Origin of the sequence: Roseateles oligotrophus, assembly GCF_025717515.1 — a bacterium.
GTDB lineage: Bacteria > Pseudomonadota > Gammaproteobacteria > Burkholderiales > Burkholderiaceae_C > Paucibacter_A > Paucibacter_A oligotrophus.
In genome coordinates, this window is the sequence record NZ_JAJIRN010000005.1 from 424713 (window position 1) to 446785 (window position 22073).

General features: G+C 61.6%; 16 protein-coding genes. 14 read left to right on the forward strand and 2 right to left on the reverse strand.

All coding sequences use genetic code 11. The annotated features are described in order from the left end of the window. The first annotated feature begins 35 nt into the window (after positions 1-35). The 4 genes from LNV07_RS13145 to LNV07_RS13160 all read left to right on the forward strand — a co-directional run bounded on the left by LNV07_RS13145 (position 36) and on the right by LNV07_RS13160 (position 4557). Positions 36-959 carry a FecR family protein gene (locus LNV07_RS13145; protein WP_263571608.1) on the forward strand — a complete coding sequence of 308 codons (924 nt, stop codon included), beginning with the start codon at positions 36-38 and terminating at the stop codon, positions 957-959. 32 nt (positions 960-991) lie between these two features. After that, positions 992-1861: a Tll0287-like domain-containing protein gene (locus tag LNV07_RS13150; RefSeq protein ID WP_263571609.1), complete on the forward strand. Its 870-nt coding sequence runs from the start codon at positions 992-994 to the stop codon at positions 1859-1861. A gap of 10 nt (positions 1862-1871) precedes the next feature. Continuing rightward, positions 1872-3356 carry a serine/threonine-protein kinase gene (locus tag LNV07_RS13155; RefSeq protein ID WP_263571610.1) on the forward strand — a complete coding sequence of 495 codons (1485 nt, stop codon included), beginning with the start codon at positions 1872-1874 and terminating at the stop codon, positions 3354-3356. Positions 3357-3606: 250 nt separating this feature from the next. Further along, positions 3607-4557 (forward strand): adenylate/guanylate cyclase domain-containing protein, encoded by a 951-nt coding sequence (locus tag LNV07_RS13160; RefSeq protein WP_263571611.1) that lies wholly within the window; start codon positions 3607-3609, stop codon positions 4555-4557. A gap of 47 nt (positions 4558-4604) precedes the next feature. On the opposite strand, the gene LNV07_RS13165 is transcribed toward LNV07_RS13160, so the two are convergent. Then, positions 4605-5972 (reverse strand): type VI secretion system contractile sheath domain-containing protein, encoded by a 1368-nt coding sequence (locus LNV07_RS13165; RefSeq protein WP_263571612.1) that lies wholly within the window; start codon positions 5970-5972, stop codon positions 4605-4607. 229 nt (positions 5973-6201) lie between these two features. Between LNV07_RS13165 and LNV07_RS13170 the strand changes: the two genes are divergently transcribed. From LNV07_RS13170 to tagF, 10 genes are all read left to right on the forward strand, one after another. Continuing rightward, positions 6202-8256 carry a type VI secretion system Vgr family protein gene (locus tag LNV07_RS13170; protein ID WP_263571613.1) on the forward strand — a complete coding sequence of 685 codons (2055 nt, stop codon included), beginning with the start codon at positions 6202-6204 and terminating at the stop codon, positions 8254-8256. A gap of 7 nt (positions 8257-8263) precedes the next feature. Further along, positions 8264-10015 carry a hypothetical protein gene (locus tag LNV07_RS13175; protein ID WP_263571614.1) on the forward strand — a complete coding sequence of 584 codons (1752 nt, stop codon included), beginning with the start codon at positions 8264-8266 and terminating at the stop codon, positions 10013-10015. Then, positions 10015-10836 (forward strand): hypothetical protein, encoded by an 822-nt coding sequence (locus tag LNV07_RS13180; RefSeq protein ID WP_263571615.1) that lies wholly within the window; start codon positions 10015-10017, stop codon positions 10834-10836. Before LNV07_RS13175 ends, LNV07_RS13180 begins: the two co-directional genes overlap by 1 nt. Positions 10837-10923: 87 nt before the next feature. Then, positions 10924-12609: a type VI secretion system-associated FHA domain protein TagH gene (tagH, locus tag LNV07_RS13185; protein ID WP_263571616.1), complete on the forward strand. Its 1686-nt coding sequence runs from the start codon at positions 10924-10926 to the stop codon at positions 12607-12609. Continuing rightward, positions 12606-13367: a PP2C family protein-serine/threonine phosphatase gene (locus tag LNV07_RS13190; RefSeq protein WP_263571617.1), complete on the forward strand. Its 762-nt coding sequence runs from the start codon at positions 12606-12608 to the stop codon at positions 13365-13367. The genes tagH and LNV07_RS13190 overlap by 4 nt, the downstream gene beginning before the upstream one ends. Positions 13368-13386: 19 nt before the next feature. Continuing rightward, positions 13387-13773: a DUF4280 domain-containing protein gene (locus tag LNV07_RS13195; RefSeq protein ID WP_263571618.1), complete on the forward strand. Its 387-nt coding sequence runs from the start codon at positions 13387-13389 to the stop codon at positions 13771-13773. Between the two features lie 46 nt (positions 13774-13819). Next, positions 13820-15157 (forward strand): type VI secretion system baseplate subunit TssK, encoded by a 1338-nt coding sequence (tssK, locus tag LNV07_RS13200; protein WP_263571619.1) that lies wholly within the window; start codon positions 13820-13822, stop codon positions 15155-15157. A 9-nt stretch (positions 15158-15166) separates the two neighbouring features. Then, a complete protein-coding gene (gene tssL, locus LNV07_RS13205; RefSeq protein WP_263571620.1) occupies positions 15167-16528 on the forward strand; it encodes a type VI secretion system protein TssL, long form in 1362 nt (453 codons plus the stop codon). Positions 16529-16609: 81 nt separating this feature from the next. Further along, complete coding sequence (gene tssM, locus LNV07_RS13210) at positions 16610-20128, forward strand: type VI secretion system membrane subunit TssM (protein WP_263571621.1); 3519 nt, start codon at positions 16610-16612, stop codon at positions 20126-20128. Between the two features lie 2 nt (positions 20129-20130). Then, the gene (tagF, locus tag LNV07_RS13215; protein ID WP_263571622.1) at positions 20131-20841 is read left to right on the forward strand and encodes a type VI secretion system-associated protein TagF; all 711 of its coding nucleotides are present in this window, start codon (positions 20131-20133) and stop codon (positions 20839-20841) included. Positions 20842-20902: 61 nt separating this feature from the next. Here the strand turns inward: tagF and LNV07_RS13220 are convergent, their stop codons facing one another. Next, positions 20903-21607: a hypothetical protein gene (locus LNV07_RS13220; protein ID WP_263571623.1), complete on the reverse strand. Its 705-nt coding sequence runs from the start codon at positions 21605-21607 to the stop codon at positions 20903-20905. Between the last annotated feature and the right edge of the window lie 466 nt (positions 21608-22073).

Below are 22073 nucleotides of genomic sequence, written 5' to 3' on the forward strand. Positions count from 1 at the left end.
TGCTTCATCACTTGAATGCATCAATAATGCCCGCCATGCGCCTCACCTTCGCCGCCCACCTATTGCTTCGATTTCGGCTCGCCGCGCGTGCTGCTGTCGTCTTTGTGCTGTTGACTGTCTGCCTGGCAGGGGCTCAGGCGGCTTCTTTGGCCATCGTTTCCCTGCTGGAGGGTGAGGCGATTCTGCTGCGCGACAACGCCCGGTTTTCGCTGTCCGAAGGTGTCAGCTTGAGCCGGGATGACATCATCGAGATGGGCAGCAAAGGTCGTTTCATATTGCTTGAATTTAGCGATGGCAGCAGCCTGGCACTTGGCCCCGCCTCAAGCGTGCAGCTGGCGCCTCGTCTGGCCGCCGAGCGCGGCAAGATCGATGCGCGTATCTACTTGCTGCAGGGCTGGGCCAAGGTGAGCGCAGCCAAGAGTCATCCCTGGGCCATCAATTCAAGCTCGTTCGACCTGTCCGGCCTCTCGCAAGACGCGGTGCTGATGGTTCAAGGCCTTGGCGGCCAGGCTTTTGCGGAGGCGGGGGAATTGAGTTTTCGCCCCTTGCTCTCTGGCGGAGCCAACACGCTGCGGCTGTCCAGTGGTGAGTTTCTGAGCTGGAACGGGCAAAACAGGCCCGAACTCGCGCAGCGGCCACCCGGCAGTTTTTTGCAGAATATTCCCAAGGCGTTTCAAGACAAGTTGCCGTCCCGTGCGGCGCTGTTTCAAGGCAAAGACATCGCCCCTAAACGCCTGGGTGAAATCTCCTACGCCGATGCGCAAGCCTGGCTGAACGCCGAGCCGGCACTGCGCAAAGCCAATCTCGGTCGTTGGAAGCCACTCGTTCGCCAAGCGGAGTTTCGCAAGGGCTTGGTGGCCGAGATCAAGAGTCACCCCGAGTGGGAGTCCCTGTTGTTCCCACCTCAGGCCGCATCTGCGCCGCCACCCTATTCAAGCGCAAGCGCAGTAGCTAACTAGAAGCCACGGCAGAACCAACCCTGGAACAAGACATGAAATTGCTACTCAAGTTCAATCTGACTTTTCTGTTTGTTTTCGCAATAGGTTTAGCGGCGTCCAGCTTTGTCGCCCGGGACCTGTTGCAACGCGCGGCACAGGAAGAAATCGCCGACCGGGCAAGGCTATTGATGGAGAAGGCAGCCGTCGTCAGCGCGTATACGTCGACACAGATCAAGCCGCTGCTGGAGACGCAGATGAAATATGCGTTTTTGCCCCAGTCGGTGCCGGCCTATTCAGCCGCCGAAGTGATAGCCGGTCTGCAAAAGTCCTATCCCGAGTACAGCTTCAAGTCGGCGATGCTGAACCCGACCAACCCGCGCGACCGCGCCGTGGCTTGGGAGGAGGATGTCATTTCACAATTTCGCAGTTCCCCTGAATTGAAGGAATTCATCGGCAAGCGGGAAACGCCGACCGGCAGTTCCTTCTATATTGCTAGGCCAATCAGACTCAGCAACCCGGCCTGCCTCGCCTGCCACAGCACGCCCGAGAGCGCTCCAAAGACCTTGCTGGATCGTTACGGCCCAAACAACGGTTTTGGCTGGAAGCTCGGTGAGGTGCTCGGTGCCCAAGTCGTGTCGGTGCCCATGACGGTGCCGCTGCAACGTGCCGACCGTGCCTTGATGGTGGTGGTGGCGGTATTGACGGGCGTTTTTTTCTTGGTCGGGGCTTCGCTCAACTTCATGCTTTGGAAGCTGGTGATTCGGCCGGTCAGCCAGTTGTCGGCCTTGGCAGACAAGGTCAGCATGGGCGAGGAGGCGCCGGAATTCACGGTTAGCTCCAAGGACGAAATTGCCGTACTTGCCGAATCCTTCGGACGCATGCGTAAAAGCTTGGCCCATGCCATGAAGATGCTGGAAGGTTGAATTGACTCGCATGAACATTCCCGAACGAATTGGCAAGTACCCGATCGAGGCCGTGCTTGGCCAAGGGGCGATGGGCACGGTCTACAAAGCCTTTGACCCGCATATTCATCGCCCGGTCGCCATCAAGACCGTGCATAAAAACTTGCTCGGCGAAGAGGCTGGGCAAGCAACATTTGCGGCGCGCTTTCGCAATGAAGCGCAGGCGGTCGGACGCTTGCAGCATCCCAATATCGTGGCCATCTACGAGTTTGGTGAAGATGACGCGACGGCCTATATCGCGATGGAATTCGTTGAAGGCAAGAGTCTGGACCAGGTCCTGCTCGCCACACCTTTGCTGCCCGAAGCACAGGCGCTGCGCGTAATGGAACAACTGCTCGATGCCTTGGATTGCGCCCATCAGCATGGGGTTTGGCATCGTGATATCAAACCCGCAAACCTGATCCTGACCGCACAAGGCCAGGTCAAACTGACCGATTTCGGCATTGCCAGGATTGAAGACTTGGGCTTGACCCAGGTGTCGTCGATGATTGGTACGCCGGGCTATATGGCGCCCGAGCAATATATTGGCGAAGGCATCGATCACCGGGCCGATTTGTTTGCCTCCGGCGTGCTGTTCTATCGTTTGCTGACCGGCGTGCTGCCCTTCACCGGTTCGGTTGAAACGGTGATGTACAAGATCATGAATGAGCAGGCCAAGCCGCCCAGCCAGCTGAGCCAGAGCAGGCAAGTTGGCCCAGCCAATACCTATGACGCCTTGCTGCACAAGGCTTTGGCCAAGGACGCGGGTGACCGATTCCAAAGCGCTCAGGAATTTCGCTTGGCCTTGATTGCGGCGAGCAAGTGGGCCGAAGCGCCACAAGAGGCCGCCGACGAGGCCACGGTGATCGTTCCGCAAGCTCATTGGGCGCAAGCGCTCGACGCGGCCTCAAAGCTGCCCGAGCACAGTGCCAAGCCCTATTCCACCACAGGCACATCCGCCTCCATGGACGGCAGCGCGGCGCATCCCACGGGTTGGGATCCGGTGGCTTTGAGCCGTATCGAACGTGCCTTGGCCGTCCAGATCGGGCCGATGTCGAAGCTGATCGTGCGCCAAGCGGCGCAGCGCTGCGCCGACTTGCAGAGCTTGACGCAGGAGTTGGGGCAGCATATCGAGCAGGATTCGAAGCGACGTGATTTCATTCGTGAAGCAAGCTCGGCTTCGCAAGCCACGCCGCTTGCGGCCGGCGCCCCTTCTTCGGCCCGCGCTATTGCATCTTCGACCGCAAACCCTGTCCCGGGTCGATCCGGCGCCAGCGCCATGGAGCCAGTCACCGAAGCCTTTAAAACGCAGGCCACCGCGGTCTTGACTCGTTATATTGGCCCGATCGCCAAAATCATCATCAAACGCAGCGCCGAAAAGGCCCATGGCAAAACGGAATTTGTCCGCCTATTGGTCGAGGCGTCCGGTGAAGCGGATTCGGCAAGCCTTGAGCGCGAGCTCAAACTCCTTGGCTGACACGGAGCCTGTTTTTAGGCCGCTGCGGTCTACGCTGCCTCAGGGCGATTCAAGCCAAGAAAAGGCTGCGGCCCAAGCATTGAAGGGAATATTGCCGCCATCAATTGAGGATCCAATCTAAAGGCGAGTTAGCATTCCACTACTTCCAATGGCGCAGCGTTGCAACAAGGCTGGCTACTTGGGTACAGAAAATTAGCTCCCGATGAACGAAAGCCATCTCCCCGATTTTTGCTCGTTTGATGATCTCAGCATGACCGAGATCATTCGCATGCAAAGCCAGTTGCAGCAGGTGCTGACTCGGCGTTTCGAGCGACAGTCGGTGCTGTTGTTCTCTGACGTGGTGGGTTCCACGCAGTATTTTTCGCGCTTCGGCGACGCGGCCGGGCGGCAATTGCAACAGCTGCATTTCGACTTGTTGGCACGCTGCACTGCGTCCTACGGCGGGCGCATCGTGGACACCGCAGGAGACGGTGCGTTCATGGTTTTCTCAGAGGTCAACTCAGCCTTGGACGCGGTCCGTCAGATGCAAGAACTGGTCAGCCATGAAAACCTGTCGAGGGCAAGGGTGCAGCAATTGCAATTGCGCACGGGCCTGCATTGGGGGCCGGTACTCACAGACGGCGAATCTGTCAGTGGCGACTCGGTGAACTTCTGCGCACGCGTCGCGAGCTCGGCAGCCGCGGGAGAAATACGTCTTACGCGCGAGGTCTTTCTGGAAATGGACTCGGCCCGGCGTGTGCAATGCCAAGCTGTTCCCTCCGGTGAGCTGAAGGGTGTGAGTCGAACTGTTGAATTATTTGCGCTGAATTGGCGTGAAAACGCTCAGCTGCCGACTCATCTCAAGGTGCTTGAGACTTCGGAATTGATCGACTTGCCTTTGTCGGACATCATCAGCTTTGGCCGTTTGCGGGAGCACGAGGGATCGCAGGCGAACGATGTGGTGCTGACGCCGCAAGATCCGGCCTTGGTGCGGCAAATCAGTCGCTGGCATTTCGAGCTGCGCCGGGGTGCGGCGGGCTTTTTCCTGCGCGCCTTATCGGACAGCCCGACCGAGGTAGACGGCGTGCTTGCGCCCAAAGGTCAGGACGTACCGATTGCGGTCGGTAGCCGCATCGGGGTGGCAAATGCCTTGACCTTGGTGTTGGTAGCGCCACGCCAAATGGACGCCGGCACCCAGCTGAGTCTGGCGAAGCCACGCTAAGGACGCTCTGCGACCTTGCGTTTTTTGCCCTGAGCCGTGGCTATCGGCTATCGGCTCTTGGTGGCCGGCTCCGCCACCGTCTGCATCCTCATCACCGTGATCGCATTGCTATGCCTATGGCTCATCAATGGCATCAGCCCCGCCGCCAACATGGCTTGCCCTGCTTCTTCACTCATAAAGCGCTCCGCACAGGCTTGCAGTTCGCGCTCGCCGTCGTGCAAAAAGGTAAACGCCGGTAGCCCGCCGATCTCGCGTTCATCGCCGGGCTCGAAATCCCAGCCGCTTGCGTTGAAGGATCGGCCGATCAACAGTGCCACAGCCAGCGCGCCATTGCCCCACAAAAATTCCTCATGCACCGGCGAGGCATCAAATTCTTCAAAAGCAAATCCCGCGACCGGGTCGCTCTTCTTGCCATAAGGCAGACGCAGCAGCACACGCGGCGCGGCCAAACCTATCCAGGGCGCGGCTTCGCTCTGGCGCAAGGCTTGCCAGTTGCCCTGCTGGCTCGACTCTAGCGCGGCCAAGCCAGGGTCGCCGCCTGCCAGCAAGGGCCCGCCGGCTTGGCTAGCCAACAGCCCCAAGGCAGCCAACAAACCGACATCCGCATCCGAGGCTCCGAATTGATACAAGCCGACCAAGGCCGACCAGCTCTGTCCACCGGGCAGATTGCGCCAGCGGTCGGCCAATGCGTGGTGCAAGCCAGTCCGCGCCAACTGGCCCTTTGATGCGACGATATCGGCCAGCAGTTCTTCGCGTGACACGTCAAACAGATGCAACTCCAGTTGGTCGTCCAACTCTAAGTTGGCGATCAGCCATTGAACGCCGCGCCAAGCCGCTTCCAGGCTTTGGAATGCGGGGTCGTGCAGCAAGCGCCGCATTTGTTCAGTGATGACCGAATCCACGGCCGCGTGTTGCGCCTGCAGGCCGGCCGTTTGATCGGGGACGATGTGCGGGGCGACCAGCTTGCGGATCAAATTGTCTAAGCCCGGGGAGCCTGACTGAGCCGTCCCAAGCGAGTTGGGGCCAGGTCTTGCCTCGGTCGATGTTGTCGATTTGCCGAGCAACTGATCCAGCAGACCTGGAGCGCTGCCGCTCTCGATGGGCCGGCTACGCGCTTCCCGCAGGTCCTGAAACAGCTGCAAGCGAGCATAGAGTTGCTCGGGGTGAAAGTCGTCGATGCTTTCAAAACCAATATCGCCCGCAGCCAATTTGAATTGCGGGGCGAGCCGCAGCATCACCCTGTCAAGATTGTCCAGATCGACCCGGTGGCTGGGGCGCTCCGTCAACGGCGGCCTTTGGCTTGCAGGCTTGGCGCTGAAGTCTCCCAGCAGCAAGAGGCGCATAGGGCCGCGTTTCTTGCTGGGGCTTGAGTCGCTTGGGCCGAACGAGAAACCGAACTCCATTCGCTGAGGCATTGTGGGCTCCGAAGCTTTTGACAGGCGGCCAGGCTAACGGCCCATATCCGCAGATTGCCGCCTAGCATACTTTGCTTCAAAACCGAGCGACTGCGCAATCCCAAAAAGTACCTAAGTCATGGCCGCTTGCTCGGTGATTTTTTTGGTTACAAGGCCGTTATAGTCTCCCGGCTAGGCACAGGTGCTTGCATGCCGAGTTCAGGTCAGCAGATTTTTGGATTGAAAATTTATGGCAGCATCGACGGCGTTTGAAATGGGCATGGTCAGCGCGGCAGGAGATGCCTTGGCCTTTCGGTCAATGCAGGCCTTCGAAGAGGTGTCGTGCCCGTTTGAGTTTCAGATCATTGCGGTCTCCGACGATGCGACCCTCGCGGCAGATGATTTGCTGGGCACCACGGCAGCGGTTTGGGTCGCCGCCGGCGATGCCGGTCCGCGATGGTTCAATGGTGTAGTGACGGCCTTTGGTTTCGAAGGCATGGACGGCCGCCAATACAAATACCGGCTGTGCCTGCGGCCTTCGCTGTGGCTATTGACCCGGTCGGCAAATCTGCGCGTATTCCAGGATAAGTCGGTTCCCGACATCCTCACGCAGGTGTTTTCGACCTACACCGGGACCGTAACGCAGGAGCTCAGCGGTACCTACGCGGCGCGCACCTTTTGCGTCCAGTACCGCGAGACCGACTTCAATTTCGTCAGCCGCTTGATGGAAGAGGAGGGTATCTTCTATTTTTTCCGCCACAGCGAGGACAAGCATGAGTTGGTGATCGCCGATGCGGCCAGCGCGCATGTGACCACGGCGGGTTTTGAGACCGTGCAATATTTAGCCGCCGGCAATGCCAAGATCAGCCAGGCTGCCATCAATGAATGGCAGATGCGCCACGAGGTGCAGACCGGCAAGGTGGTGCTGCGCGACTACAACTTTCTGACGCCCGATACCGATCTCACCAGCGCGCCCGCTGCGGGCAGCCGCAGCCATGCCGAGGCCGCGCTGGAGGTGTACGACTATCCCGGGCTATATGCGGCCAAGGCCGACGGCGATGCCCGTGCCCTGATTCGGCTTGAGGAGGCGCAGGCCAGGTTCGGTCGCTTCACCGGCCAGGGCAATACGCAGGGTTTGGCGGCCGGCGCACGCTTCACGCTGGCGGCCCACCCAAGGGACGACCAGAACGCCGAGTACATCGTTTTGTCCACCCGTATCGAGATGAGCTTGTCGGCTTACGAATCGGGTGCTGACGAGTCCTCGTTTGGCTGCAGTTTCACCTTGCAGCGCTATGACGAGCCTTTTCGACCGGCCCGCAACACCCGCAAGCCGGCGGTGGCCGGGCCGCAGACGGCTGTCGTGGTCGGCGAGGGCGATGCCGGCGATATCGTGACCGATGAGCATGGTCGGGTCAAAATTCAATTTCACTGGGACCGCATCGGCAAAAATAAGGCGAATAGCAGCTGCTGGGTTCGGGTGGCCAGCCCCTCGGCCGGCAATGGCTTTGGCATGATTTCGCTGCCGCGCTTGGGTCAAGAGGTGGTGGTCGACTTTTTGGAAGGCGACCCGGATCAGCCCTTGATCACCGGCCGGGTCTATAACGCGAGCCAGAAAACGCCCTATGAGTTGCCGGTCAATGCGACCGTCAGCACGATGAAGAGCCGCAGCAAGCTGGGCGGCGCGGCCGAGTTCAATGAGCTGCGCTTTGAGGACAAGAAGGGCAGCGAGTATTTGCTCTTCCATGCCCAAAAAGATCGCTTCGAGTTTGTTGAAGAGACGCTTAAAAGCGAAATCGGCAAGGACGAACACCGCACCGTCAAGGCCGACCGCAAGGAAAAGATCGAGGGTGAGTACCACCTCAGTGTGGTCAAGGATTTGAAGCAAAAAGTCGACGGCAAGTTCAGCTTGGGTGTCGGCAAGGACCTGCTCTTGAAGGGCGGCGGCATCTTCAGCCTGAAGACCGCCAAGGACATCACCGCACAATCCGGCGCGGCTATTTCGTTGAAATCGACGGCCGATCTGCATCTCAAGATAGGCACGAATATCGGTGCCGATGCCGGGCAAAACGTACACATCAAGGCCGGCATGAATGTGGTCATCGAAGCCGGTGTGCAGATCAGCATCAAGGCCGGCGCGTCGTCCATCGTGTTGGGTCCGGACGGGGTGTCCATCACCGGCTCGATGGTCAAGATCAACTCGGGTGGCTCACCCGGCGCAGGCGCCGGCGCCAGCCCCGTGGCACCGACCGACCCGGATGCGCCCGACGCACCCGAACTGCCCAAAGACCCCTTGACCCATCGCTAGAGCGGCCATGCAGCCGATCGATACCGAAGCCCTGGAGCTGGCCGCCTGGCATGACTTTGTGCGGCGACTCTCCCATCAATTGGCCGGCCTTTGGCCTGCGATGGAAGCCCTGCTGGGCGAGCGTTACGAGGTATTCGTCAAATTGGCGGTGGAGCAGGCTGGCAAGCTCGGCTTGACTCACGCCGCCAGTGTTGCCCGTTATGTCGATCTCTGCTTTGTGTGGGGGCCTGCCTTTCAAGACAAGGCAGGGTTTGAATGGGCGCTCGAGGCCTTGTCCAGGGCGGGTGAGTTTGAGTGGCTGAGCGTGCACCAATTGGTACAGCGTTCGCTGCTTGAGTTGCAGCGCCTGCCGGGCAGCAAGGTCGAACCGCAAGCCTTGACGGCGGCCGATGCAGCCCTGTTGAATGAGTTTGAAGTTCTTGGCCGACAAGGAGCGATGTTGGCAGCCATCGCGCAGGCCTTGCCTCGTGCTGCCTGTGATCTGGAGGCGATGGAATTACGCCTGCTGGAGGCCGATGGCGACAATGCAACTGGCCCGCAGGAATACCGGCTCGAAAACAATGGCTGGCAGCGCGCCAAGATTGCCTTGCCGGCCGCCTTGCTTGTCGACGCGAATCGGCCGCTGCCGGCCTTGATTGCGGTGTTGTCGCCGTTGAAGGGGCAGGGGCGTGCGGCCAAGCTGCAACTGCGTGCGCGCAGCCACGCGGTTTGTGCTGCTGATATTCATCCGGCGCTGTCTTTCAGTGGCCCCCTCGCTCGCTGGGACTGGGCGGGCCATGAGACGCGTGCGGTCAGTTGGCCGGTACTGGCACGCGAGCAGCCTGCGGCTTTGCCTGGACCGGGCTGCGTGATTGCCGAAGAAAGCTCGCCGGAACTGTACAAACTGGAGCTGGCGGTTTGTGGTTTGCGCGATGAAGGCGCGGCACTCGGGAGCATGCAGACCCTGGTCTACGCATGGCCGGCGGCGCAATGGTGGATGGAGATTCAGCGGGCGCGGCCGGACCCGACGCAGCCGCAAGCTTTGCTGCCCGGCGCAAGAGCTTGGGCTCGCGGCATCAGTCGCTGCCGGGTCGAACGCGATGGCGAAGCCCAGGACAGTGTGGCCTTGCAGCAGCAATTCGAACTCGGGCTAGACGGCGCGGTCGCCGATGGGCTGCAAAAGCTGGCCCTTGCATGGGAGCAAACGACTGGGCTGAGCGATGCTCGCCTTGGGGTCAGTCTGGGTTTGCTGGTCGGCAAGATGGCCTGCACCTGGGGTTGGCGACTCGGCGCCGGCGGGCTGAATGGTCGGGCCTTGATGCGCTTGGTCGCGCTGATTGAAATGGAAGCCTGCATCGCCCGGCTTGAATTCGGAGGCGAGCTGATGTTGGCCGACTCGCGCACGCGCATCAACCTGCTTTGCTCCGGGCAGGCCGCATTGCAGCAACGGATTCAGCATGAAGTGGCAGGGCCGGCTCTGAGCGAGGCGCTGCTGAGCGGCGTGGTGAGCTGGAGCTTTGCCTTCGAACTGAGCCTGGAGCCAATTGCCAACGATGCGGGATGCTTGTTGCAGCAGGCCGGGCCGCTGACGGGCGCGCTGGTCGGTGAGGCCGGTCTACGGCCCAATTCCAGGGGCGGCAGCGGTTGGGAATGGTTTATCGGGCTGCGTATCGAGGCGGTGACCGCCTCATTGCAATGGACCGACCCTTTGCTGGGTCAGACGCAGCAACTTGTGCCCTTGCTGCCGGCCATGACGTTGCTTGACTGGAGCATGGGCTGATGGAGCGCTTGCTGGTGTTGCGCCTGGAGGCGGTGGGCTGCAGCGCCGAGGCGATGCTCAACGGCGTGCCTTTGCTGCGCGTCGGCGGCAAGCAATTGCTGGCGAGCGTACCGGTGCATGAATTCACGCTGGCGGGCGGCAACGAGATCGCGCTGACCATCAACCCGCCGACCCCGGGTGCGCAAGATGGAGGGAGCGCGGCCATGTCCGAACTTGCGGGCGAGCCCTGTCTGTCCGACGGCAAGGTTGGGGCAAGCCTGCGCTTATTGCTGCCGCGCGTGGGCGGCGTTGCGCATCCGGCCAATGCCCGCACGCTGGCGAGCCTCGACTGGGCACCGGCGGCCGATGAGGTCTACCGCTCACCCATACGTTTGCAGCAGCGCGCCGAGCTACCGATTGTCTTTCCGCGTTGGCGCTGGCTGGACGCTCCTGTGATCGCCGTCAACGACGGCTTGAAAGAAGAACTCGCCGCCTATTTGCTCAAAATTGCGCTGGGTTTGGCCAAGGGCAATCCCGAGCCTTTGATTCAGGCCTCGCGCTTGCGCCTGGAAGAATTGGCGCAGGCTTACCAGCGCAATCTGGTCGATGATGTCAGCCGTCTGCGCGCCCATTTGCTGCAGCTGCACGGCGCCCAAGCGCTCAAACCTAGCTTGCCGGTTGCGGCCAAGATGTTGTTGCGGCCCGTGGCCGGTGGGCGCTTGCTTGAATGTTTGGCGCCAGATGGGCTGCCCTTGTTGCGCAGCCCTTGTGCGGGCGGCGGCCAGATCATGTGGCCACTCAGAGTCTCCGCCATAGGCGGCGAGTTCTATGTCTTGCGTTGAGATGGGATTCGTTCAAGTGTTTGATGATTCCCGCTGCGGCGCTGGCTGCCGCTATGCTGTGCCTTTCAAGAGTTTGGGAGTTCTCGCATGATCTTGCTGACCGTGCTCAGCTTCAATGGCGCGCCGACGACGGGCTTGGCAGCAAGCTTTGATGAGTTGGGCGGCACGATTGGCCGGGCAGATAACAATCAGTTGGTTTTGCCCGACCCAGAGCGCAGCATTTCCCGGGTGCATGCGCGGATCGTGTTTCGGTCCGGGGCCTATGTGATCGTGGACAGTGGCAGCAACCCGATCTCGGTTAACGGGCGCACCCTGGGCCCGGCGGTAGAGCAGCCGCTCAAGCCCGGAGATCAGTTGCAAATTGGAGGCTATTTGCTCTCGGTATCGGCTGCGCTGGCGGCCACTTCGCGAGCCAGTAGCGACCCGTTTGCGGACTTGTTTGGGGATATCGGCAGCGGCTTGGCGGCGCCGCAGCCAATGAGCTTTGCGCCTTCCCCTGCTGCGGCCTATGCGCCCGCTCAAGCGCCCGGGCCGGTTCAGCAGGTGAACTACGCGCCAGGGCAAATACCCGACGATTGGGATCCCTTCGCCAGCCACCCAACGAACGAATCACAGTCTGCGCCAACGGCACCGAACAGTCTGACCAAGCCGTTTGGCCCTGGGTTTGGTGATCTTCAGCTCGGTGCTGCTGCGCCCGATTCCTTGGACGCAATGTTTGGTCTGGGTCCGGCTTCGACCTCAGCCGATCCATTTGGCGCCTTGCCCGCAGCGGCCCTGCCGGCGAATACAGCCGCCCATGCCGACCCGCTGCAGTCGCTATCGCGCCAAGCCGTCATCGGTGGGGCGTCGCTTGGCAATCATGGCTCTGAGCTCAATGCCGCAATGCCGCAAATTCGCGCGCAGATGCAGGTGCCGACCGCACCGGCGCCGGCGCCGGCGCCAGTCTCCGTGCCGCCGGCCGGGGCGGTGTTCTCCTGGCAAGAGCCTGCCGGCGAAGTTCCGCACACCGTGCCAAGCTTTATCAGCCGGCCCAAGCCCAGGCCCGAACCTGCCTATAGCCCCGCCTCAAGCGCCGCACCCGCACCCGCACCCGCGCCTGCAAGCTCTCGGACACAGACAGAAGCTTGTGCGCCAACGTCGGCAAACGCCGCACCCGCCACGGCCGCCTCAGGCGAGCTCGCCTTGTTGAGTGCCTTGTTGGACGGCCTGGGTTCGCCGGGCCTGCGCATTGAGGCCTTGACGCCCGATTTGATGCGCTTGATCGGCAAGCTGTTGCGCGAAGCAACGCGGGGCTCGGTCGAATTGCTGGTGGCGCGTGCCGCCGTGAAACGTGAAATGCGCGCCGAGATGACGATGATCGTGGCGCGCGAGAACAATCCTTTGAAATTCTCTCCTTCGGCCGAGGTGGCATTGCAGTATTTGCTGGCGCCACCCTTGCCTGGCTTTATGGAGGCCCAACCCGCCATGCGTGACGCGTTTGATGACTTGCGGGCCCACCAATTGGCGGTCATGGCGGGTATGCGCTCGGCCCTTGAGGGCGTGCTGCAGCGTTTCAATCCGCAACGGCTTGAGGGGGAGTTGACGCAACGTTCGGCAATAAGTTCACTGCTGCCGGCGCTGCGAAAAGCGCGCCTCTGGGATTTGTTTCAAGAGCTCTTTGCGCAGCTGTCGAGCGAGGCGCAGGATGAATTCGAGGATCTGTTCGGGCAGGCATTTTTGGACGCCTATGAGGATCAATTGGATCGCCTGGCCGCAGAGCCGAGGCAGCCATGAGTGTCGGCCTGAAGTACACCGTGGCGCTGCTGACCGATCGCGGTGGGCGGAGCTATAACGAAGACGCTTGCGGCCATTGGCAGTCGCCGAGCCAGCTTTGCTGTGTGCTGGCCGATGGCGCCGGCGGCCATGGCGGCGGCGATGTGGCGTCCAAGCTGGTGGTGCAAGAATTGATCGGCTTGTTTGCCCGCCAGCCCTCGCATGACGGCGCGGCCTTGGCCGCCTTGATGCGTCGAACTAACGAGTTGTTGCGGGCACAACGCGAGCCCGGCACCGAGCGTCAAGACATGCACAGCACGGTGGTCAGCCTGGTCCTGGATCTGGACAACGCAAGCGCGCATTGGGCCCATGTTGGAGACTCACGCTTGTACTGGTTCAGTGGCGGTCGGATTGTGCGGCGTACCAAAGACCACAGCATGGTGCAGGCGCTGGTCGATGCCGGCATCTTGACGGCCGATCAGATGAGCAGTCATCCCAAGCGCAGTGAGCTGCGCTCCGCGATGGGCCTGCCCGACGACGCGCTGGAGCTCAGCAGTGGCGATGGCGATCAAGCCGTTCAAGCGCATGATGTGTTTTTGCTTTGTACCGACGGCATCTGGGAATACCTCGATGACGATCTGCTGGAGCGCACGCTGGCCGAAGCGAGCACTCAGCAAGCCTGGCTGGAAACATTGGGCAAGGAAGTGCGCCGTCTGGCCCAGCACAAGGCAAGTCACGATAATTTCACCGCGCTGACCGTCTGGGTCGGTGCTACTTGAAACGAAAGGGATCAAGCTCATGCCCATTCACACCTGCACCGGCGCACAGATGATGTGCATGATGGGCATGGCCCCATCGGTCTTCAATGCGACGCCCAAGAATGTGCTGACCAGCTTCAAGCCGGCGGGCAATATCATGGACAACAAGCCGTTCATGAATATCCCTCCCTTTGGCATGTGCCAGAGCCCGTCCAATCCGACCGTGGCTGCGGCCACCGCCGCAGCGCTTGGCGTGCTAACCCCGATGCCTTGCGTGCCGATGACGCCCGCGCCATGGGCGCCCGGGTCATCGACCTTGCTGGTCGCCGGCATGCCCGCCCTCAACAACACCTCCACCTTGGCATGCGCCTGGGGCGGTGTGATCAAGATTGTCAACCCAGGTCAGTTCACCGAGATGATTCCATGACAGGCCTTGCGAACAAGCCTAAACCCCAAACCGATCGGGTCTTTCTATGACATGGCATAACAAAGTGATGTGGACGGAGGGCATGTTCCTCCAGCCGCAGCATTTCCAACAGCAAGATCGCTATGTCTCTCGCCAGATGGACGGGCGCGTGGCCGCGCTCGTCGCGTGGGCTTGGGGTTTTGCCTCGCTGCAGGTCGACGACGCCGCGCTGTTGCAAGGCCGCATTGCGCTCAATAGCGGTCGTGGTGTGCTGCCCGATGGCTTGGTGTTTTCGGTGCCTGCGGATGATCCGGCGCCCTTGGCTTTTGAAGTGCCGGCGGATGCCCGCGACCAGATCGTGGTGCTGGCCGTGCCCTTCGCGCGCCCCGGCGTGGCCGAGAGCGATGTGGAGGTCAGCGAGGCCGCGATGCCCCCGCGTTTTCGTGCCATCGATATCGAGGCGGCCGACAGCCATGCCGCCAGCCTGCGCGAAGCTCCCCTGCAAATCGGCCGGTTGAATCTGCGCCTGATGCTGGAGCGCGATGCGGGTGAGGGTTATGCCACCTTGGGCCTGGCCCGCATCATTGAGCGGCGTGCCGATGGCCGGGTCGTTTTAGACAACAACTATGTGCCGCCAATGTTGCATGCGCCGGCTCATATGGTGCTGGACAGCTATCTGCGCGAGGTGCACGGCATGCTGCATCAGCGCGGTGAGGCCTTGGCCGCAAGGCTGGTGCAACCCGGGCGGGCCGGCGTTGGCGAGATTGCCGACTTTTTGTTGCTGCAGACGGTCAATCGGCAGCAACCGCTGTTCGCCCATCTGCAGCGTTTGCCGGTCTTGCACCCCGAACGCTTGTACGAGCAATGCCTGGAGTTGGCGGGCGACCTGTCCACCTTTAGGGAGCAGCGTCGGCCGGTCGTCTATCCGGAGTATCGGCACGACGATCTGGCCGGCTGCTTCCGCGCGGTGATGGCCGATCTGCGTCAGTCACTGTCCATGGTGCTGGAGCAAACCGCCATTCCGATCGAGTTGCAGGACCGTAAATTCGGCATCCGCGTGGCCATCATCCCGGACCTGGAATTGCAGCGCAGCGCCAGTTTTGTGTTGGCGGTCAATGCTCAAATGCCGGGCGAGGTGTTGCGGGCCCGCTTCCCGACACAGGTCAAGATCGGCCCGGCCGAACGGATCCGCGACTTGGTCAATTTGCAACTTCCCGGTGTCATGCTGCGGCCCATGCCGGTTGCACCCCGGCAGATTCCGTACAACGCCGGCTTCACCTATTTCGAGCTGGAAACACGTGGCAACGAGTTGTGGAAGCAGCTCGAAACGTCGGGCGGCCTGGCCATGCATATTGCCGGCGACTTCCCTGGCCTGGCTTTGGAATTCTGGGCCATTCGCGCTTAAGGAGCAGTGATGAGCGAACCAGACCACGATCCTTTCGCTGCCTTCGAATCTGATCGCACCATCATCAAGCCGAGCGGCAACCGAGCCCGAGCAGAGCCCGGCGCGCCCGCATCCGCAGCGCCTACGTCAGCATCGGCGAGCGCCGGCCAGCCGCGCGCCGCGAGTTTTGATGGCGGCCCGCCCGGCTTGGTCGGATTTGCCGACTTGCCCGATCACGCCAGTTTGAATCCGCTGGTTCAAGCTGCCGCGCCCTTGCTGGCGGCGGCCCCCCGCTTGCGCGCGATGCCCCGCCAACCTAATCCTCAGGCTTTACGGGCCTCCTTGGGCGAAGCCATCAAGCGTTTTGAATCAGCGGCCAGGGCACAAAACCTGCCCAATGAACAAGTCGTCGCGGCGCGCTATATCTTGTGCACCTTGCTGGACGAGTCGGCATCCAGCACGCCTTGGGGAGGGGCAGGGGCTTGGGGCGCGCAGAGTTTGCTGGTGCAGTTTCACAACGAGAGTTGGGGCGGCGAAAAGGTCTTTCAGTTGCTCACCCGCCTGGCCGAAAGCCCGGCCCAGCACCGCAATTTGTTGGAGCTGGTCTATATGGCCATGTCGCTGGGTTTCGAAGGGCGCTACAAGGTTTTGGACAATGGCCACGCCCAACTCGACAGCGTGCGCGAACGTCTGGCGCAGATGTTGCGTCAGCTGTCCGGGCCCGCCGAGCGGACCCTGTCGACTCAATGGCAAGGCGTGCAAGAAGCGCCTAAACGCCTGCGCGACGGCATCGCGCCTTGGGTCGTGGCGGTGGCTGCCGCGCTGCTCTTGCTGATCATCTTCATCGCCATGCGTTTGAGCCTGAGCGCGCAGACGGATCAGGCCTTCAGCGCGCTGCATGGCTTGCAAGCAAAAGCAGTTGCGGCGGCGCCCCCGCCGCCGGTTGCCGCTTCGCCGGCGCCGCGCCTGACTCAGTTGCTGCAGGCCGATATCGATGCGGGGGCGGTGCAGGTGAAGGACTTTGCCGACCGCTCTGTCGTCACGGTGCTGGGCGACACCATGTTCGATTCGGGCAGTGCGGACGTGGTAGCAAGGGCCACGCCATTGTTCGGACGCATAGCGGCGGCGCTCAATCAGGTGCCGGGGCGGATTCTGATCAGCGGCCACTCCGACAACCAGGCGATTCGCTCGCTGCGCTTTCAATCGAACTGGCATTTGTCGATGGCGCGTGCGCAGAGTGCGCGCAGCCTGCTGGCCGCCACGGTGGCACCCGAGCGCTTGACGGCCGAAGGCCGCGCCGATACCGAACCGGTGGCCGACAACGGCAGCGCCGAAGGGCGCGCCCGCAATCGTCGGGTCGAGATTGCGCTGACGGTGGCCGCGCCGGACTGAGGCACGGCCCTTTCACATCATGCACGCCATGACTTTCACCGATTGCCCGCAAGCCGCTGGTTCAAGGCAAGGAATTTATCTATGAAGCGATTTTTTCAATGGCTGTTGAGCCCTGCGGTGCTCGGCACGCTGGCCCTCTTGGCCTTGTCGGCAATGATCTGGTGGCTGGGCCCGATGATCTCCGTTGGCCAGGCGGCACCCCTGGGCGGCGTCTGGGTTCGGGTGATCGTGCTGCTGCTGATCTGGTCGATTTGGCTCGGCCGCCTGGCCTGGGTTTCCTGGCAGCGGCGCAAGACAAACACCGCTTTGTTGGCAGGTTTGGGCGCTGGCCCCTCGGCCAGCGACAAAGAGGCGCAGGTCTTGGCGCAACGCTTTGCCGATGCCGGCCAGCGCCTGAAGGCCACGGCCGGCCGCTCCTGGTGGGGCGGGGAACAATATCTGTACGAACTGCCCTGGTATATGTTTGTCGGCGCACCCGGCTCCGGCAAAACCACCGCCTTGATGAATGCCGGCCTGCAGTTTTTGCTTGCCGACAATGCCAAGGGGGCGAATCTTGGCTCGGTCAAGGGCGTCGGCGGCACCCGCAACTGTGAATGGTGGTTCACTCAGGACGCTGTTTTGATCGATACGGCGGGCCGTTATGCGACGCAGGAAAGCGACCGCGACGTCGATGCCAGCGCCTGGGATAACTTCTTGTCTCTGCTGAAGAAGACGCGCCCGCGCCAACCGATCAACGGCGTGCTGCTGACCGTCAACATCCAGGACCTGCTGCAGCAGGGGCCGACCGAGCGCCAGGAACATGCCGCCAAGCTGCGTGCCCGTTTGCAAGAACTGCAGACCAAGCTCGGCGTGCGCGCGCCGGTCTATGTGCTGGTGACCAAGGCCGACCTGATCGGTGGTTTCAACGAAAGTTTTGAGTCCCTGGGCAAGGAAGAACGGGACCAGGTCTGGGGCTTTACTTTCGACAGCGCGAGCGCTGCAACGGATGATCCGCTGCGCGACTTCGGATCGCTCTATCAGCAGTTGCAAAAGCGTCTGGTCGAGCAATTGGTCGACCGCCTTGAGGGCGAGCGAGATGTGCTCAGACGCAATGCGATGTTTGCCTTCCCGCAGGAGTTTGCCGCGCTGCAAGCGGTGCTGGCCGACTTTTTGCGCCTGGTGGTCTCGGGTGGCGGCAAGCTCGAGGCCGCGCCGCTGCTGCGCGGCGTCTACTTCACCAGCGGCACGCAAGAGGGCTCACCGATAGACCGCGTGATGGGCGCTTTGGGCCGCTCTTTCGGCATCGACGCGCGCGCTGCGTCGCCCGGCGCTCGCGGCAAGAGCTTCTTCCTGCATCGCTTGCTGCGCGACGTCGTGTTCGCCGAGCGTGGCCTGGGTGCCGTGTCGGCAAGCGCTGTGCGGCGCCGCCTTCTGCTGCGCGGCGCGGCCTTTGGCTTCATCGGTCTGGCTTCGGTGGCGATGCTGGGCGGATGGCTGGTCAGCCGCTCCCGCAATCTGGACTACGCGAGCCAGGTGATCGAGAGATTGCCGGCCTTGAAGGCCTCGCTGGACGCGCTGCCGCCGGCCAATACGGCCGACGTAACGCCCTTGCCGGACGTGTTGACGCAGCTGCGCAGCGTTGCTCATGGCGAGAGCTTCGAGCTTGCCGATCCGCCCTTGTTGAATGGCCTGGGCCTGTATCAAGGCGACAAGCTCGACGCGGCGGCGCAACTGGCCTATGCCCGTCTGCTTGAAACAGCATTAATGCCACGCGTCGCGCGTCGCCTTGAGGAACGCCTGCGCTCGGCGTCCAAAGACAATCTTGAATCGGCCTATGAGGCACTCAAAACCTATCTGATGTTGCACCTGCCGGAGCAATTCGACGCAGCAACGCTGCGCGCCTGGATCACGGTGGACTGGGATCAGAACTACGCCCGCATGGCGCCCGAGCAGCGTCAAGCGCTGGATGCCCATTTGGATGCCTTGCTGGCCCTCGGGCCGTTGCGCCCGGCCGTCGCCAAAGATGAGGCCTTGGTGGCCAACGTGCGAGACATGCTGGTGGCCTTCCCGCTGGAGTACCGCGTCTACAGCCGCATCAAACGCCAATATCGGCCGGGCGAAATTCCCGAGTTCAGTGCGGCGGCGGCAGGTGGGCCGAACGCGGCGCAGGTATTCATGCGCAATAGCGGAGAGCCATTGACCAAGGGGGTGTCGGGCCTCTACACCAAGCAGGGCTATGAGAAATTGATCAAGCCGGCGGTGCAAAAGACCACCTTGAAACTGGCGCAGGAGGAGCCTTGGGTCTTGGGTATCAAGAACGATGCCGCCCGACTGAAAGACCTCGCGGTGGGGACGCAACTGACCGACAAGGTGCGCAGGCTCTATTTCGAGGACTACATCAAGACCTGGGACAAGTTCCTCGCCGATGTGCGCTTGGTCAAGTTGGCCGGCTTGGAGCGCAGCATCGCGGCGGCGCGAATCCTGTCGGCGGTTGATTCGCCCTTGGCGGCCTATATGCGCGGGGTGACGGCGGAAACAAGGTTGGTGCCGCCGGCAGGTGCCGGCAACGCCTTGGATAAATTGGCCGCCCAGGCCAAGAGCGAGGCCGCCAACCTGGCCGGCGCGGCGCCAGCGGATTCGAGCGGCGCGGGCGGCCCCTTGGAACGCATGGTCGATGATCACTTTGCCAATATTCACCGCCAGGTGACGGGGCAGCCGGCACCGATCGATGACACCCTGAAAATGTTCAATGAGCTGTACACCCAGCTCAGTGCCGTCGACGCGGCGCAAAAGAGCAAGTCGCCACCGCCCCCCGGCGGCGCGGCCGAAAAGGTCAAGGCCGCGGCGGGCCAGCAACCCGAACCGATCCGCGCAATGCTCGAGCAATTGGCCGATGCCGGTGCCAATCAAAGCCGCGGGGCCGAGATTCAGGGCTTGTCGGCCGAACTCAAACCGATCTCCGAGTTCTGCATGCGGGCCATCAACGGACGCTACCCCTTTGCCAGCGGTGCAAGAGCCGATGTCCTGCCGGAAGACTTTGGCCAGCTGTTTGGCGGCGGCGGCTTGATGGACGATTTTTTCCAGCGCCGCTTGTTGAATCTGGTCGACACCTCGGCCGTCAACTGGACTTACAAGCCTCTGGCAGATGGCAGCAAACCGGTTGCGGCGGCCGCGCTGGCCGAGTTCCAAAAGGCGGCACGCATTCGTGAGGTTTTCTTCCGCAGCGGCGGCAAACAGCCGGCCATGAAGATCGAGTTGCGCGTGGCCGAGATGGACCCGGCGCTAAAGGAGCTGCAACTCGATGTGGACGGCCAAGTCCAAAAGCTCGTAGCGGGCGGTCAGTCCATCAGCGTCGCTTGGCCCAGCCAGCGGGTGGCGGCACAGATCAAGCTGAGCAGTGGCGCGGCAGGTGCGGCGACTCCGATCCTGTTTGAAGGGCCTTGGGCCTTGTTCCGCCTGTTCGATCGCTTCGGCATCGAGCCTTCGGCGGTGCCCGAAAAGTTCAGTATTCCTATCGTTGTGGACGGCAAGAAAGCGCGGGTTGACGTCATCGCGGCCAGCGTTTTCAACCCCTTCCAATTGAAGGAAGTCAAACAGTTCCGTTGCCCGGCGGGCTTGTGACCGTGCTTGCACCTTTGCCAGCTTGGTACGGCAAATTGCCCGCCCTGGGTGACTTTGCCTCTCGGCGCCTGGATCCGGCCTTCATCGAGCTTTGGGATAACTGGTTAGTCGAAGGCATGTTGAGCCTGCGAGAACGTGACCCCGCCACATGGCTGGATGCCTATCTGATCAGCCCGACTTGGCGCTTCCTCTTGATGCCAGGTTGTTTGCCTGGCGCTTTGGGTGAACAAGCCTGGGCGGGCGTGCTGATGCCGTCGGTGGACCGTGTCGGCCGCTATTTCCCGTTCACGCTGGTGCGGGCAATGACGCAAGCGCCGGTGACTTTGCATGCTTTGCAAGCACTGTGGCAGGAACTGGGGCGTCTGGATGACTTGGCTGCCGATGCCTTGCAAGACGATTGGAGCGCCGAACGCCTGGAAGCCGAACTTGCGAGCTTGGCTGCGTTGACTCCGAATGCTCACGCAGCTGAGTCGGGGAAGTCTGCGGAACTTCATTCGCTTGAGCCCGGTGAATTAGTCGAATTGACGAGCGAGTTGGATGGGGCGGGGCAGATCGCCGGTGAAGCTTTGCAGCTTTGGGGTGCCCGAGCATGGGGGCGTTCATATTGGTATGCCGGCGCGGCGCAAGTGCCTGCGCGTTGGAAGGTGTGCAAGGGTTTGCCACGCTCTTGTGGGGCTTTGCTCTCAACCGGCAAGGCGACCGAACCCTTTTGACGGATGCAGTGTCAAGCTCTCGCATAAAGGCTTTGTCCTAAGCAATGCTCCCTCGACTCTTTCAACGGCTGCGCTCAAAGCGCGACCTTAAGTCTTGCAATTGCGAAGGCGTTACGCCCAGGTTACTCGCATCAAAGGCTCGCGTATCAGGGGTGTGCATCAGCACGGCCTGGGTTTCGTTGACCATCAAAAGCTCATTGTTGGAGTCGTAGTCCATGCCGGCCAGCAAGCGACGAAACATCGCCCGCTCGGCCTTACTCAGGCTCATTTGCCAAAACTTCCAGCTTTGTTTTTGATAGGCCGGTCGCGTGAAAAACTCGCCGTGACTCAGTTCATGTCGCAGCGTCGACTCTCGCCGTACGGCATCCACTCCTTCATTGGCCTTTGTCGCAGGATCATCGAACTGCAAGGCACTGAAACTGATGACCGCTTGCTGCCCCGGAGCATGCAGGGTGTTCGCTCCGTTTGATTTTGATCGGCCTTCGTCTAGAACCTTGGCCGCCAATAAAAGCGCGCGCAGCCGCAACTCTTGTGTGTTCAAAACTATGTCTTGCTTCTTCGCCTGAGCAAAGAACTGCCGCATCTGCGCGCCCGTGTAGTCGTGACCAAAATAGAAAGTCTCGGCGGTGTCGCCGGACTGCTTCACCAGTTCGGCCAAGTCAATGTCGGGTAAAACTCGGTCACGCGTGCTACGGCTTTTTTCGATATAGGCGGCGGCTCGGTTGAAGCTCAACCCTTGCTCCAGCAGATTCGGAAACTCAATCACCAGCACCGCTGCATTGCCTTGCAATCGGGCTATGCGCCAAGCGCCGGGCTTGTCGCCGCCAGCTAGCAACTGCTCAACCGAAGCGGTCTCAATTGTTGGCCTTTGCGTAACAGAACGGGCAAGCGGGGCCTTTGAGCTCGGGGCTGTCTCTGATTCGGCTTTGATGCCCGCGCTTAGAACTGTTGTGCCGGCCTGAATTGAATCTGGAGTTGCCAAGCTGTTGGGGCTAGATCGGCTCAGCCCCCACCACAGCATCATGCCAAAGAGCAGCGCTGCCGAGCCCAAACCAATCCATACCAGACGGCGCTGCGGCGCCGCGTTGCGGGCTCTTGTGGGCAGTGCATAGGGCGGCTTGTTGCTGCTGCGTCGACGCGCACCCCGTTTCGGGCGGGCCCTGGGGGGAAGATCTGCGCCAGAACTGCTTTTGGGTGGAACTGGGGCAGTTGACATCAGTCGCCAATCGTAG